Here is a 15919-nt window from a genome sequence, read left to right as displayed (position 1 = left end):
AAAGGACTATACGATGTCAATGAATCCAACTTCCCAGACTATCATTGTAACTGGTGCAACAGGTTTTATAGGTGGTCATTTAGTTAATCTTTTGTTGGAAAAAGGATTCATTGTCATTGCTTTGTCTCGCAAGACATTCAAAAATAATGCACCATACAAAAAAAATAAAATTGTATGGTGCACATGGGAGAATATTAGAGAAACCATACAAAAGCTTGATGTTATTCCTCATGCAGTTGTTCATCTTGCAACAGCATACGGAAGAAATAATGAATCATTTTCATCTGTTGAAGATGCTAATGTTGTTAAACCTCTAAAGTTACTTGAGTTATGCGCTAAGCTGGGTATAAAAAAGTTTATTAATACAGATAGCTACTTTTCCAAAGCTGAGTTCGACTATCAATATATGCTACCTTATATTTATACTAAAAAAAGTTTTAATAACTGGGGACAATTGATTTCTGAAAATCATCCCGTGAAATTTTTAAATATGAGGCTTGAGCATGTTTATGGTCCCGGTGATAGTGGTCAAAAGTTCATCCCTTTTATTCTTGATGCCTTAGTTAGGAATGAAAGAAAAGTTGAATGTACAGATTGCAAACAAAAAAGGGATTTAGTATATATAGATGACGTGATAAGTGCCTACCTAACTGTAATAATAACACCTTATGAAAACTTAGAAAGTTACGCAGAATTTCAAGTCGGTACTGGAAAGTCTATTCCTCTTTACACATTTATTGAACATCTAAAAAAACACCTTAATAATAAAGAAACTGAGATTTTATATGGCTCGATGCCTACGCGTAAAAATGAGATATTGAATTCTTATGCTAAGAATGAAAGTTTAATCGCATTGGGGTGGGAGGCAAAACACACTTACCAACGTGGAATTGAAAAACTAGTAAATTAGGTATTGTATATGTCAGAGGTTTAATTAATTGCTATCATGATTGGCATTGCAAAACACTAACTCAAAACATTTGTAATGTCTGTCTTTTGTTTTTTCTGGCTATTTAATTGTTGATGGTTGTGTAACTCAACAGCGGCCGCTAATTAAATATTTAGCATTAAAGTATTTTATATTCTCATAATAATTCATAGTAATAAGGTTTTTAATTGAATTTATTGTTGATTGAGTTTTTTGTCTATTTTATTTAAGGCTGACATTTCCTTTGTTATTACTATGAGCACGCTAGTTGTTTTATATTGGTAATATGTAACGCCATGAGTGCTGCAATTATATAACAAGATCTATAATTAATTATCAGGTTTTGGCTTAATTAATATTATACACCTGATTTAAGAGAATAAGTGCGACCTTCAAGGGAAGGTGTAGAAGAATGCCGTTTCGAACGATGATAGGCTAAGCATCGTTGACAGTAAGGAGCGATTTGGTGATTGGGAGATTGACACCGTATTAGGCAAGTAGCAAGCACGGCACTATGGAGACTATTTCAAAGCGTAAAATACGATTTTACGTGGTGAAGAAAGTGCCATCCAAGTCAGCGGGTGATATCACCAAAGCAACAATAGAGCTACAAGGCGCATGTACATACCATCACGGCAGATAACGGGAGAGAGTTTGTGGGTCATGAAACCATCGTCCAAGAGTCGGAATCCGATTTGTACTTTGCCCACCCTTATAGCTCTTTGGAGCGTGGAGCCAATGAGAATGCTAACGGTCTTTTAAGGTGATATGTGAAGAAAGGAACCGACCTAACAACGGTAACAGATAGCGAAATTGAATTCGCTTTATTGCGGATAAATTAACGACCAAGAACATGTTTAGACTTCAAGCAGCCAACAATTTGATTTAAAGAAATGGCATTGCCTGCTTGATATTGGCGAGTGTTGCACTTTGCAGTTGAATTCAGGGTTATAAAGTTTTAATAGCTTACTTTCATTTGGTTATGTTATAGATATTATAGATGAAAAATCTCTTTAAAAAAATTGGTGTGGATTCTGCGGTTTTTTTTGTCATTTTAGGAAAGTTTACTTCTTTATTGGGGGGGGTGTTAGTTTTAGTATTAATATCAAGTTTTATGTCCTCTGAGCTGCAGGGATACTACTTTGCTTTTATGAGTGTTATTGCCTTTCAAGTTGTATTTGAATTAGGTTTGGGGACAATCATTACCCAGTTTGCAAGTCATGAAATGGCTAAATTGAGAATAGATAACTCTAAAATAACAGGCGATAAGGAATCTCTAGGCAGATTGCTGTCACTTTGTCGTTTAACAGGGGTAAGCTATATACTGATTTTCTTAGTCGTTTTAGTTGTCTTAATACCAGCGGGGCTATTTTTTTTTACTGAAAAAAAACTAGACTCCGCCAATACGGTTAATGATATAAATATAGTTATCCCTTGGTGTTTGCTTGTAATTACATCGGGGATGAGTTTGGTGGTAAATGCATTTTTATCCTTTTCAGAAGGGTGCGGTTACGTAATAAATATCGCGAAAGTTAGATTGTGTCAGTCCATTGTAACGATATTTTTAGCCTGTATTTTTATTGTAACTAATCTTGGTATTTATGCTACAGCTGCTACTTCTATTAGTGCTGTACTTGTAGGTAGTTCATGGTTGAGAAAAAATCTTTTTTTTCTCCTCAGAAAATCAATTGTTGAGCGGAATTTGTACGAAAATACAATCAATTGGAAAAAAGAAGTTTATCCAATGCAATGGCGGACGTCATTGAGCTGGTTGAGCGGTTATTTTATATTTCAGTTGATAAACCCATTAGCATTTAAATTTTATGGTCCTGAATTTTCGGGTAAGCTTGGCATGAGTATGACTGTTATAAATATGATGATCACCTTGTCTCTTGCTTGGATTACTACAAAGGTCCCCTTGTGGGGTAAATTAATCTCCCAAAAAGATAAAAATGTGTTCTATCACTACCGTACAGTTTTTATTCAGTCTGCTTCGTTTTACTTATTTTTGACTGCAATAGCTACTCTGTCACTTTTTTTTCTAGATTTTTTACATATAAAACAAGCAGATCGTTTATTGAGTCCTTTGTTTTTTGCGATTATGTCGTTAGCTATGTTTGCAAACCATATTGTTGCTTGCCAGGCCACTTTCATTCGAGCCCACAAAATAGAAATTTATACTACTTTATCTGTATTGACAGCGATATTGCTCACTATAGTTCTTTTGACCTGTTGCATTTATTTTTCATCATTCTCGATGATAATTTCATATTTTTTGGTGTCTTGGTTATTTTATGCACTTGGGTCGAATTTTATTTTCTCTAAATTCAAAATGAAGAACAATTATGGACAAAACGTTTAATTATAAGTTATCAATATGTATACCTACGTTTAATCGAGCACACTATTTAGAAAGGTTGTTAGAATCTGTATTCCAACAGGTGTCAGATTTAAACGTTAATAATGACCAAATTGAATTGGTAGTTTTGGATAATAATTCACAGGATACAACAGAATCATTATGTGAATACTTTAAATCGACTTTAGAGGACCATAGTTGGTTTAAGTACATTCGTCACCGTAAAAATTTAGGTATGGATGGCAATTTTCGTGCAGCATATGAGCGAGCACAAGGACGTTTTTTTTGGTTATTAGGTGATGATGAAGAAATTTGTTCTGATTCATTGAGGGAATTATTAACGCTTTTTGAAAATAATGAATCTGCAATATATTTTTTAAAGCCATATTATATTAGAAAAAGTTCCTCTCGATACAAGGCGTTATCATGTAAAAATAAGATTAGTTATCATAATTATAGTTTAAAGGAGGCCTTTATAGAAAAAGTCGGTGTTTATTTTACATTTATATCTAGTATAATTATTGATCGACAAGTATCTCACATTAATGTCGAGGACTATTCTGATTTTGAAGGTACAAAGCTTTATCAGATGTCATGGGTATTCTCTTCTTTATTAAGTGGCACTAACTTTACTTATGTTAGCAGTCCAATGGTTATAGCCCAACAAGATAACTCTGGTGGATATAATGTAGTTAAGGTTTTCTCCCAAAATTTATTATATATAGTTAATTATTTTTTTGATAATGACCAACATATTAAAAAGATGTTTAGTAATTATTCGCTTTTCTTTGTAATTCCATTCTTTTACAATGACAAGATTGGTACTCGCTTTGATAAAAGTGATGCTATTAGTTTAATTGATAAATCGTACGCTAATAATATTTATTATAGGGCTTTTTTTAGTAAGGTTATAAAATATCCTAAAATACTAAAATATACGTTTCATTTTTTAAAGCGGATTTTTTTTTGATATGGATTCGTTATTTTTTTTTCTTCATAAAGCTATGTCAAAGGTGCGTTCTAAGGTATTTTCATTTGTGTATAACGCTCCAATATCGTCCGTAGGTAGAGGCTCAAAGATTATTGGTCGGAAAGCTATTGGTATCAACGGTGAAATTCGTTTAGGTGACAATTGCTTAATTCAAGCGATAACAGAATATCGTGGGCAGTCATTTGAACCACAGCTACAGATCGGTAGTCATTTGATGCTCTCTGATCGTGTTCGAATTTCTTGTGCCTATAAAATTACGATCGAACGTGATACGTTAATTGGAAGTAATGTCTACATCGGAGATCATTCTCACGGAACATTAAATGTTGATAAACTGGATATCGCCATTCCGCCATATATGAGAGCTCTTGACGATTTTAAAGAAGTATTTATTGGTGAAAGAGTTTGGATTGGTAATGGAGTAGTAGTGCTTGCCGGTGCCCATATTTGCGCTGGTTCAATCGTTGCCGCTAATGCGGTGGTTAAAGATCAGTATTATCGTCCTTGCGTTATTGGGGGAGTTCCTGCCAAAGTTATTAAATATTTAAATTAGGTAATTTATGTTTATTAGTATTTGTATACCATCTTATAATCGCGTTGAATTTTTATATCCTCTGTTGGATAGTGTTTATTCTCAGGTAGGAGATTTTAATCAGAATGAGTTCGAAGTTGTCATTTGCGAGGATGTATCGCCTCAGCGTGATCAAATTATAAAAGCATTCAATAGTTATGTTGAAGCTAAATCAATTGATAATGCGCGCCTTTGTTTGAATACTGTCAATCTTGGCTACGATAAAAATTTAAGGAACTGCATAGAATCTGCAAAGGGCAAGTATTGTATGATTCTGGGGAACGATGACCTACTTAATGTTGGTGCATTAGAAAAAGTTATTAGCACATTGAAAAAAGAACCTGAGATAGTGTTATGTACACGTGCATACTCATGGTTTAAATCAAACCCTAATGAAATAATTGATACAGTTAAGCATTTACCTTCAGATAAACTCTTTGAGCCAGGTTTGGATGCTATTCGCTTCTTTTTTCGTCGTGTTGGGGTGATTTCTGGTTTCGTGGTTAATGTAGATAAAGCTAAACAGCTTGCCACCGATAAGTTTGATGGCCACTTATATTACCAAATGTATTTGGCTGGAATGTTAGTGTCGGAGGGTAAAGGGTATTATTTTAGTGACGTGATCACTCTTTCTCGGGATAGTGAAACTCCGGATTTTGGTAATGCCGCTGGCGAAAAAGGCATTTTTGTACCTGGCGGCTATGTTCCGGAAGGTCGGATTCATATGGTTAAAGGTTTGCTGAATATAGCTAAGGATATTGAAGAAAATACTCATATTGATGATGCTTATATTTCGATTAAGAAAGATTTAGCTCATTATTTTTACCCTTACATTCGCGATCAATTGAATTTACCGATTAAAAACTATATTTTAATGGTTAAGCGCTTCATGGATATTGGATTTAAAAATGAAATGTTTTTTTATGTTCATGTTGTAGTAGGTTATATTTTAAAGTCTTCTCGTTACGATCTTTTTATCAAATATGTCCGCGATCGTTTGGGTTCTACACCGAAAATTTAAGAATTAGGCTACTGTGAAAGTATAAAATATGAAATATTTTTCATCGGAAGATAGGAATATAAATTTTTTGATTCCTTCGTTGTTTTTTGCATCATTATTTTTTCAGAATTTTAACTTTTTGAGGATTGATGTTGAAACGCAGCCTATATTTTCCATTTTTTTTGCTTTTATTTTTTTTGTCATAAATAGACACCGTTTTAAGTTGACTAAGGCAGATGTTTTTTTGTCGTTTTTGATATTAATGATACTTTTACGGTTTTTCTTTGATTTGGCCTTTCCATATTCTAGTGTGAATTATGTCGCTTATTTTAGCTATTTAATCGGTCCTGTTGTTTTTATCTTTATTGGGAGGATGGATTTTTTTAACGGTTGGTCAGCAATTTTTTTAAAGGTATATATTTCTATTTCATTTATGATTGCAATCGGATATCTTTTTTCGATTAATCTAATTATGAATGGTTACCAAAATATTTCTGATGTTTTCTTTCTGAGACACTACGGCATTGATACGTCATCTGTAAGGGGCTTATCTTTTTTATATGCTGAACCGAGTTATGCTGCGACAGGTTTTGCGGTCTCATTAGTCTGTTTGAGAGTTTTTTTTTATAAATCAATAATATCCAGATTTGAATTACAAATTTACTCATTTTTGCTGGTGTTGTGTATACTTACAACAAAGTCTCTAATGGGATTATTGGTTATTTTAATACTGTTTGTTAGAAAGTCATATGTCGTAACATTGGTGAAGAGCTTTTTGGTTTTTGTGCCGATTATTTACGTTTTCGGTGAAGCATTACTTTCTTTTTTGGCATCAAATATTCCTCGCGTTAAACAGATTCAGCAGGCGGTATCTTCTATCAATTATAATGTACCAATTTCTGATGTTTTAGTTGCTGCTTCTCTTGCCGAACCTTCATCATCGACCAGATTTATTTCTAATCTTATTGGGTTGTTAGGCATGATTACTAATCCATTTGGGTATGGTGCTGGTGGTATTTCCGTTTTTTGGATCGATATGGTTGAGCGCTTTCATCTTTATTTTTTATATCACCATTTCGGATTTATTAAATTATTTGAGGAACAAGGTTTACTTAAAGCTCAGACATACCTTTTCAACGCGGCGTTCGACTTTGGAGTGTTTTTTTTAGCTATCTTCTTAATGTTCTTATTTGTGATTTTTAAATCTCAATATAAACATAGTAAGTTTAACCGTATTTTGGGGGGCGGATATGGAAATTCGATGCACGGAGTTGTTTTTTTAGTATTGTTGTTCGTTTTTTTTCAAGGGCAGATTACAAATATTTTTATGTGGTTTTTACTCTCTATTCTTTACAAGAAAAATCTTTATGGCATATATGGAAAGTCTTAAACGTCTTGTGGCTGTAGATGGATTCGTTCTCAGTAAGTGCAACGGAATGTCCTATTGTTTACAGTCTATTTTGAATGCAATACCTGCTGAATGCCGTAGTCGATTTGTTATTATAGTGCCCAAATGTGAAGCGGCAATTGAAAGTGTACCAGCCGGCTATGAGGTCAAAATATTAAATTGCTCTTCCTTTTTGTTGTGGTCAAATGTTGTACTTCCTTATTTTTTATTAAAAAACTTTAGTCGAGTTTCTAAAGTTTTTCACCCTGCTAACACGATGCCATTTTTGAGTTCTTCTTTTTTCGAGAATTATTTATTGTTGCACGACGTTATGTTTTTGAGGGAGTTATCTTTTTCCTCGTTAAAACATAGATTGAATCATCTATATTATAAAATGAATTTGTTTTTTTCATTAAAAGCAGTTGATAAGATAATTACGGTATCAAATTTCTCGAAGTCTGATATATGTTCATATTTTTCAAACATTCACTCAGATGATATCACTGTAATCGACGAGTCGGCGAAAAAATTCCCTAGATCTGAATCGGTCAAATTACCCGTTGGGCGTATATATTTGAGTGTTTGTTTGAGCGATCCGAGGAAGAATTCAATCTTATCTGTCGAGGGGTTTTTACGTTATAGTGAACATAGCGCTAATAGCGATAGTACTTTGGTACTTTTTGGTGATCCAAAGTATTGGGAAGCTTTAAAGCAACGATTTACTAATGTTGCCGGTTTTAGTGAGAGAGTACTATTTGTTGGCCGTGTATCAGACGGTCAGTTAGCATTTTTGTATCAAAATGCTCACGCCTTTTTATTTCCTTCTAGTTATGAGGGCTTCGGTTTGCCAGTGCTTGAAGCTATGTCTTTTGGCACGCCAGTTGTCACGTCTCGCGTTACTTCGTTGGGTGAAGTAGCTGGTGAAGCTGGTGTATATATAGAAGAATTTTCGGCTGAACAAATTGCAGGTGCTTTAGTTTTACTTGACGATGCACATAAGTATGCTGATTTCAAACAACGTAGTTTGGCTAATGTTCGCCGCTACTCTTGGGATCGAAGTGCAGAGTTGTTGTTGAAACTGTTTAATTCGTGATGTTGAGGTTAAGTTGCATTCATTAATGTTGTTAACTCGGCCACTCAGTGGCGAATTGAGTGGCCGAAAAATGGTTCTGAGGACGGCCTTTAAGGTGTTCGCTGATTTTTCTCAAGTCGTTGTATTGGCTTTTTCTGATACCGATAAATGTAAGATTTGCCAAGATAGTCAGCAAAAATTTGTTACGCTACCAAAGCCCAGTTTTTTGGAGTTATTTAAAAATCTTTTTTTTAAAGTGCTTCTAGAACGTTGGTCTCTGAATGAGGCATTGTTCTATTCTTACAAAGCACAGCGTATTATCAACTCCCATTTAAATTCAGATATCGATGTTGTATATGTTGATAGTGTTAGAATGGCAACTTATTTGCTGGTTAATGGTTTTTCTGGCGCGATTTCAGTTCTAGATTATGATGATATTTATTCACTGCGCTACGAGAATCTTTATAAAAGTGGTGGTGCTGTTGATGTTTTAGGCTTTTATAAGAGTAAGTTGCCTAGGGTTGTTTTATATTTCATCCCTCTTATCATTAGGGCTGTTCTTAAATTTGAGTCGGCTAGGATTCGAAAACGCGAGTTGTTTTATGCCAGTAAATTCGATGGTCGTGTTATTGTTTCTCCCGTTGAATCTAAGATGCTCTCTGAAATGGCCAACTTAGATGTTACAGATATAGCTATGTCTGTGCCTGATTATTCCAGGCGAGTGTCAAGATTTTCTTGTTTAATAGAAAACACTGATTCAAAAGTTTCTTCAGTGCGTGTAAGTTTAATTGGTAATTTTGATTATTTCCCCAATCAACAGTCTGTTGATTATATAGTTAATCAGATATTTCCTGTGTTTATCCAGAATGGGGTTGTTCTAACTTTAGATTTAATTGGTCGGACTTCTGATGATTTTAAGGCTCGTTATAATTTGTCTAATGTTAATTTTTTAGGATTCGTCGACGATTTACATGAGGCTGTAGCAGATTCAGTTTGTTTGCTCAGCCCAATTGTTTCAGGTACAGGAATAAAAACAAAAATTGTTGAATCTTTCTCTTTAGGCCTTCCAGTGGTTACTAATCAAAAGGGGATAGAAGGTTTAGATGTCAACAATAATCGAGATATACTTTTGGCGGGCACACCTGAAGAGTATTTTGAGCAAGTTATGCGTTTGGCTAACGATTTGAGTTTTCGTGATAATATATCGCTAAATGCATATCAGTATTTTAGTCTCAATTTCCGTATGGAAGTGATTAGATCTAAGTGGGTTAGTTTAATTAAGAATTTGGAGCAACGATGATTACCCCTGTTATTATGGCTGGCGGCACCGGAAGCCGCTTGTGGCCTTTGTCCCGTGAGCTTTTTCCTAAACAATTTTTGAATGTTGATGGTGAGCTAACCATGTTGCAAGCCACTATTAGCCGTTTAGGCGAGTTAAGTTGTGGGGCGCCATTGTTGATTTGTAATGAAGACCACCGTTTTTTAGTGGCCGAGCAGTTACGCCAGCAGGGTAAGTTAGCTAGCAACATTATTCTAGAACCCGCCGGGCGCAACACGGCGCCAGCGATCGCGCTTGCTGCATTTACTGCATTGCAAGCAGCTATTGACGGAAGTGAACCGTTGCTGTTGGTGCTCGCTGCCGATCACGTGATCCGTGATGAGTCATCTTTTACTAACTCTGTGCAAGTAGCCGTGACACATGCCGAAGCGGGCAAGCTAGTTACTTTTGGTATTGTGCCAACTGCTCCAGAAACCGGGTATGGTTATATCAAACGTGGCGCTGTGCAAGGTTCTTCATTTTCGGTCGCACAGTTTGTTGAAAAGCCAGATCTTGCTACTGCTAGCGCTTATTTGGCGTCCGGTGAGTATTACTGGAACAGTGGTATGTTCCTCTTTAGCGCTAAGCGCTACCTGGAAGAGCTGAAAGCCTATCGTCCCGATATTTATGCCTCCTGTGAGAAAGCGGTCGGTACGGTCGATCCAGATTTAGATTTTGTTCGTGTGAACAAAGCGGCGTTTTTGGCTTGCCCAAGCGAATCTATCGACTACGCGGTGATGGAAAAAACTGCGGACGCTGTGGTAGTGCCGATGGACGCAGGTTGGTCTGATGTGGGTTCTTGGTCTTCATTGTGGGAAATCTCACCTAAAGACGAACAGGGCAACGTCAACAAAGGCGATGTAATGTCCTTTGATAGCGCTAACAACTATGTGTTTGCCGAAACTGGCTTAGTCAGTTTGGTGGGCGTTGACAACTTAGTGGTAGTACAAACCAAAGATGCGTTGTTAGTTGCACACAAAAATAATGTGCAAGACGTTAAAAAAGTGGTGCAACAGCTCAAAGCAGATGGTCGCACTGAGCATCGTATTCACCGTGAAGTGTATCGTCCATGGGGCAAGTATGACTCTATTGATATGGGCGAACGTTATCAGGTAAAGCGCATTACCGTTAAGCCGGGCGAGAAGTTGTCTATTCAAATGCATCACCACCGTGCGGAGCACTGGATTGTGGTATCGGGTACCGCCAAAGTCACTAACGGCGATAGCACTTTCCTCGTGACGGAAAACGAATCTACCTATATTCCTATCGGCATTATTCATGCGTTAGAAAACCCAGGTAAATTGCCGTTGGAACTGATTGAGGTGCAATCAGGCTCCTATTTAGGTGAAGACGATATCGTCCGCTTTGAAGACCGCTATGGCCGAGTTGAGGGCTAAGTTTATGGCAAGTTTTAATAGCCAAGTCGTAATCAGTGAGTCAGGTATCGCTTTCGGTACCAGTGGCGCACGCGGTTTAGTGGTAGATTTTACTCCAGAGGTTTGTGCAGCGTTTACTCATGCATTTGTCGCTGCATTAAAGGCCGAATTTGCTGTTACCGATATAGCTATTGCTATTGATAATCGGCCGAGCAGCCCTGCAATGGCGCAAGCATGTATGCAAGCGTTGACCGATGCTGGCATCACACCCATTTATTATGGTGTGGTGCCAACACCTGCGCTGGCCTACAAAGCGATGCAAGACCAGATGCCGTGCATCATGGTGACGGGTAGCCATATTCCGTTCGATCGCAACGGGCTGAAGTTTTATCGCCCTGATGGTGAAATCACCAAAGCGGATGAGCAGGCGATTTTAGCCGCTAATGTTGAGTTTGAATTTAATGGGGCGACGGTGTCTGTGCCGGCCAGCTCCGCTGCAGCCAGCGCTTATACCGAGCGTTACTTAAGTCTATTCCCGGCGGATTTATTAGTGGGCAAGTGCATTGGTATTTATGAGCATTCCAGTGCCGGCCGTGATTTGTACGGGCCGTTGTTCGCGGCACTTGGGGCGGAAGTGGTTGCCCTTGAACGTAGCAATGAGTTTGTGCCGATTGATACCGAAGCGGTTAGCGCTGAAGACAAGGCCAAAGCATTAGCTTGGTCACAGCAGTATCAGTTTGATGCGATTTTTTCGACAGATGGTGATGGCGATCGGCCGTTAGTGGCGGATGAGCAGGGCCAGTGGCTGCGGGGTGATATTCTGGGGTTGCTGTGTGCTAAAGCATTAGAGATCGACGCATTAGCGGTGCCTGTCAGTTGTAATTCCAGCATTCAGACCTGTGGCTATTTTAACCATGTGGTGTTAACGCGTATCGGTTCGCCTTACGTGATTGCTGAATTTGCCCAGTTGCAGCAGCAATATGCCAATGTTGCTGGCTTTGAGGCTAACGGCGGTTTCCTCTTGGGTAGCGACATCGTTTGGCAGGGTAGGGCGTTAGCCGCATTGCCAACACGTGATGCGTTATTGCCGGCGTTGATGGTGCTCTCGGCTACCAACGGCAGTCGGTTGTCAGCCTTGGTCGCTGCGTTACCCGCGCGTTATACCGGCTCAGATCGCATTAAAGATTTTGCCCGTGAACGCAGCATGGCGTTGCTGGCAAAAGGTGAAGCTGATCCAAGCGCATTGCTGCAGTCGTTGGGGTTGACTGAGGTTAGTGTGTCGGCGGTAAATACCACTGATGGCTTACGCCTGAGTTTGTCTAATGGCACTGTGGTACATTTGCGACCTTCCGGCAATGCACCAGAACTGCGTTGTTATGCTGAGGCAGAAAGTGAGCATGATGCTAAGTTTTTGGTTAATAAGGTTTTAACCGCCATATCTCACGCTGCGCTTTTTTAGAATAGTTTCTTCGTTTAGATATTATTAGTCTACCTATTTAAAGGTAATTTAATAATCCCTATAATCACTGACACTAGTGCGCAATGTTACCCACTGTGCAATTTAAGATTATGGATAATAGATATGGATATATCTCAACTTGACATGGCTGTTCGTGTATCTTCTCGGACTTTTTCTCCAATGATAAACAAAGCAAGTTTACTTCTTTCAGACATCTTTGCATTTACGATATCGTTTGCATTAGTGTTTTTCGTAATCGGAGAAAATGTATTCACGTCCAGTGAATTATTAGTGCAATCTTCAAATGATAACGGAGCCGCAAGAGTGTGGAGCTATACCGTTATTGTTCTTTTGGGGCTGTTATGGTCATGGACAAAACTTCGTCATTATACATACCGTAAACCCTTTTGGAGTGAATTAAAGGAGTGTTTACAGCTAATTTTGGCGATGGCAGTGGCTGATTTGGCAATGGTTGCTTTGTCAAAATGGGATTTTTCTCGCGAACAATGGTTGGTGCTTTGGTGCTTATGCCTAATTCTCGTTCCTATTCTCAGATATTCAACAAAGATGGGGTTGCGTAAAGCTGGATTTTGGCAATTTCCCAGTTTTATTGTTGGGTGCGGTGTGAATGCTTCTGATGCGTATAAGGCTATCAAGAGTGAAGCTTTGATGGGATTTGAAGTTGCAGGCTTTATTGCGCCTAACGAAAGTTGCAAAAAGTCACCAATTGAAGGTATTCCATTGTTAAATATTGCAATGGAGGACGTAATTCTTAACTATAAAAAAACTAAGCTTTTCCTAGCTTTTGAGTATGAGCAAGCGGAACTTCGAGATAATTGGTTAAGATATTTATCAGCAAAGGGAATGAGAAATATATCTATAATTCCTACTTTGCGTGGCGTGCCGCTATACGGTACAGATATGTCGCACTTTTTTAGCCACGAACTATTGATGTTGCGCGTGCACAACAACTTGGCGCGTTTTTCTTCAAGGTTTCTAAAACGTACTTTTGACATTGTTGTGTCCTCACTACTGATCTTGGTACTTTCTCCATTTCTAGGATTTATCGCTTGGAAGGCATCTCGTGATGGTGGGTCGCCAATATATGGTCATGAGCGCGTTGGCCAACACGGGCGTAAGTTTAAGTGTTTAAAGTTCCGTTCTATGGTGAGTAACTCAAAAGAAGTGTTAGAGCAGCTTTTGGCTAACGACCCTCAAGCGCGGGCAGAATGGTTTAAAGACTTTAAACTGAAAAATGATCCTCGCATTACACCCATCGGACATTTTCTGCGTAAGACCAGTTTGGATGAACTGCCACAACTGTGGAACGTGTTAAAAGGCGAAATGAGCTTGGTCGGCCCGCGGCCTGTGGTGGATGTCGAACTCGAACGTTACGGGGATGATGCTGAATACTATCGCATGGCAAAACCCGGCATGAGTGGTTTATGGCAAGTCAGTGGCCGTAACGATGTGGATTATGCAACGCGGGTGTACCTTGATGGTTGGTATGTGAAAAACTGGTCACTCTGGTATGACATTGCCATTTTGTTTAAGACAGTGGGTGTTGTACTACATCGTGATGGCGCGTATTAGTTAACAGGTTTAGCAACAAGATTATAAGAGGCTACCGTGAATAGGGTAGCCTTTATTTTTTAGGGAGTTATATGACAGTTAAGTTGATGGTGACTGGTGCCAACGGTCAAGTTGGTACGAGCTTGCAGCAACGCGCGGAGCGTTTGGGCTGGCAGGTGCTGGCAGTAGATCGAAATGAATTGGATATTACTGACCGTGCTGCTGTATTGCAAGCCTCAACGCAGTTTCAACCGAATGTGATAATCAATGCGGCCGCGCATACGGCGGTAGATAAAGCAGAAACTGAGTTAGAAGCCTCTTATGCCATTAACCGCGACGGCCCACAGTATCTTGCTGAGGCCGCTAGTGCTTGTAATGCGCTACTGCTGCATATTTCTACCGATTATGTGTTTGCTGGTGATAAAGCAGGCATCTACCTAGAAACCGATCCCGTGGCACCGCAAGGGGTGTATGGCGCGTCTAAATTAGCGGGTGAGTTGGCGGTCGCGCAGCATTGCGCTAAGCACCTCATTTTACGCACCGCGTGGGTATTTGGTGAGCATGGCAATAACTTTGTTAAAACCATGCTGCGGGTCGGCAGTATGCGCGCTAGCTTAAATGTGGTGGCCGATCAGTTCGGTGGTCCGACTTACGCTGGTGATATTGCTGATGCATTGTTAACCATGGCTGCCCAGGCGTTGAAGCCTGAGTTTAGTGCTTGGGGCGTGTATCACTTTTCCGGTGCACCACATGTTAGCTGGCACGGCTTTGCTGAGGCCATTTTTAGCAAAGCGGCGGAGTTAACCTTGTTGGACAAGGTGCCTACGGTTAACGCTATCAGTACTAGTGAATACCCTACACCCGCCAGACGCCCAGCTAATTCACGTTTAGATTGCCATAAAATCCAACAGGTGTTTGGCATTGAACCGAGCAATTGGCAGCGTGCATTAGCAAATTTGCAGCAATATTTACCTCAATAACCCATCTGACCTATCGAAACAGAGAATAATATGAAAGGCATTATTTTAGCAGGCGGCAGTGGCACCCGTTTACATCCTGCAACTATTGGCGTCAACAAACAGTTGTTGCCCGTGTATGACAAACCGATGATCTACTACCCGCTCACCACATTGATGTTGGCGGGGATTCGTGAAGTGCTAATTATTAGTACACCTAACGACCAAGATACCTATCAGCGCATTCTTGGTGATGGTAGCCAGTGGGGCATTCGCATTGAATATGCCATTCAACCAAGTCCAGATGGCTTAGCGCAAGCGTTTATCATCGGTGAAGAGTTTATTGGTACCGATTCGGTGTGTTTGGTACTCGGCGACAATATTTTTTATGGCCACGGCTTTAGCAAAACGTTGCAAGCTGCCGCCAATCAGCCTGATGGTGCCACAGTATTTGGGTACTATGTGCAAGACCCTGAGCGTTATGGCGTGGTTGATTTTGATAAAGACGGCAACGCGATTTCTATTGAAGAGAAGCCGCTCGAACCGAAATCGAATTACGCGGTGACTGGGTTGTATTTCTACGATAACGACGTCGTTGAAATTGCTAAGCAAGTAAAGCCATCCCACCGTGGTGAGTTAGAAATCACTGATGTCAACAACATCTATTTGCAACGTGGCAAATTGCGGGTGGAGCGTATGAGCCGTGGTTCCGCTTGGTTAGATACTGGCACCCATGACTCACTGTTAGATGCGGCGATTTTTATCCGTGTCCTTGAGAAACGCCAAGGGCAGAAAGTGGCCTCACCGGAAGAAACTGCCTATCGCATGGGATTCATCAACGCAGAACAGCTGACCGAACTTGCTAAACCGCTGATTAAAAGTGGTTACGGTGCATATTTAATGCGTATTTTGAAAGAAAAGTTTTGAGTA

At 39.3% G+C, this 15919-nt stretch carries 12 protein-coding genes and 2 pseudogenes; all 14 read left to right on the top strand.

The annotated features are described in order from the left end of the window. Nucleotides 1-13: 13 nt before the first annotated feature. The 14 genes and pseudogenes from JYB87_RS13140 (at nucleotide 14) to rfbA (ending at nucleotide 15916) form a co-directional block, all read left to right on the top strand. Complete coding sequence (locus JYB87_RS13140) at nucleotides 14-910, top strand: NAD-dependent epimerase/dehydratase family protein (protein ID WP_207353930.1); 897 nt, start codon at nucleotides 14-16, stop codon at nucleotides 908-910. A 426-nt stretch (nucleotides 911-1336) separates the two neighbouring features. Then, nucleotides 1337-1767: pseudogene (locus JYB87_RS13135) on the top strand (IS30 family transposase); the annotation flags it as partial. Between the two features lie 161 nt (nucleotides 1768-1928). Further along, entirely contained in the window at nucleotides 1929-3290 is a 1362-nt protein-coding gene (locus JYB87_RS13130) for a hypothetical protein (RefSeq protein ID WP_207353929.1), read from the top strand. Beyond that, complete coding sequence (locus tag JYB87_RS13125) at nucleotides 3274-4257, top strand: glycosyltransferase family 2 protein (protein WP_207353928.1); 984 nt, start codon at nucleotides 3274-3276, stop codon at nucleotides 4255-4257. The genes JYB87_RS13130 and JYB87_RS13125 overlap by 17 nt, the downstream gene beginning before the upstream one ends. Before the next feature lies 1 nt (nucleotide 4258). Continuing rightward, nucleotides 4259-4831 carry an acyltransferase gene (locus JYB87_RS13120; protein WP_207353927.1) on the top strand — a complete coding sequence of 191 codons (573 nt, stop codon included), beginning with the start codon at nucleotides 4259-4261 and terminating at the stop codon, nucleotides 4829-4831. Between the two features lie 7 nt (nucleotides 4832-4838). Next, on the top strand, nucleotides 4839-5870 hold the full coding sequence (locus JYB87_RS13115; RefSeq protein ID WP_207353926.1) for a glycosyltransferase family 2 protein: 1032 nt from the start codon (nucleotides 4839-4841) through the stop codon (nucleotides 5868-5870). Between the two features lie 28 nt (nucleotides 5871-5898). Then, nucleotides 5899-7239, top strand: a complete 1341-nt coding sequence (locus JYB87_RS13110; protein WP_207353925.1) for a hypothetical protein — start codon at nucleotides 5899-5901, stop codon at nucleotides 7237-7239. After that, entirely contained in the window at nucleotides 7217-8329 is a 1113-nt protein-coding gene (locus JYB87_RS13105; protein ID WP_207353924.1) for a glycosyltransferase family 4 protein, read from the top strand. The genes JYB87_RS13110 and JYB87_RS13105 overlap by 23 nt, the downstream gene beginning before the upstream one ends. 94 nt (nucleotides 8330-8423) lie before the next feature. Further along, complete coding sequence (locus tag JYB87_RS13100; RefSeq protein ID WP_207353923.1) at nucleotides 8424-9608, top strand: glycosyltransferase family 4 protein; 1185 nt, start codon at nucleotides 8424-8426, stop codon at nucleotides 9606-9608. Further along, nucleotides 9605-11023 (top strand): mannose-1-phosphate guanylyltransferase/mannose-6-phosphate isomerase, encoded by a 1419-nt coding sequence (locus JYB87_RS13095; protein WP_207353922.1) that lies wholly within the window; start codon nucleotides 9605-9607, stop codon nucleotides 11021-11023. Before JYB87_RS13100 ends, JYB87_RS13095 begins: the two co-directional genes overlap by 4 nt. A gap of 4 nt (nucleotides 11024-11027) precedes the next feature. Then, nucleotides 11028-12461 carry a phosphomannomutase gene (locus tag JYB87_RS13090; protein WP_207353921.1) on the top strand — a complete coding sequence of 478 codons (1434 nt, stop codon included), beginning with the start codon at nucleotides 11028-11030 and terminating at the stop codon, nucleotides 12459-12461. A gap of 123 nt (nucleotides 12462-12584) precedes the next feature. Beyond that, the gene (gene wbaP, locus JYB87_RS13085; RefSeq protein ID WP_207353920.1) at nucleotides 12585-14054 is read left to right on the top strand and encodes an undecaprenyl-phosphate galactose phosphotransferase WbaP; all 1470 of its coding nucleotides are present in this window, start codon (nucleotides 12585-12587) and stop codon (nucleotides 14052-14054) included. Between the two features lie 68 nt (nucleotides 14055-14122). Beyond that, a pseudogene (gene rfbD / locus JYB87_RS13080) lies at nucleotides 14123-15013 on the top strand (dTDP-4-dehydrorhamnose reductase); the annotation flags it as partial. A gap of 30 nt (nucleotides 15014-15043) precedes the next feature. Next, nucleotides 15044-15916 (top strand): glucose-1-phosphate thymidylyltransferase RfbA, encoded by an 873-nt coding sequence (gene rfbA / locus JYB87_RS13075; RefSeq protein ID WP_207353918.1) that lies wholly within the window; start codon nucleotides 15044-15046, stop codon nucleotides 15914-15916. Nucleotides 15917-15919 lie beyond the last annotated feature (3 nt).

This window comes from Shewanella avicenniae (genome assembly GCF_017354945.1).
GTDB lineage: Bacteria > Pseudomonadota > Gammaproteobacteria > Enterobacterales > Shewanellaceae > Shewanella > Shewanella avicenniae.
This window is presented reverse-complemented; position numbering and strand designations above follow the sequence as displayed.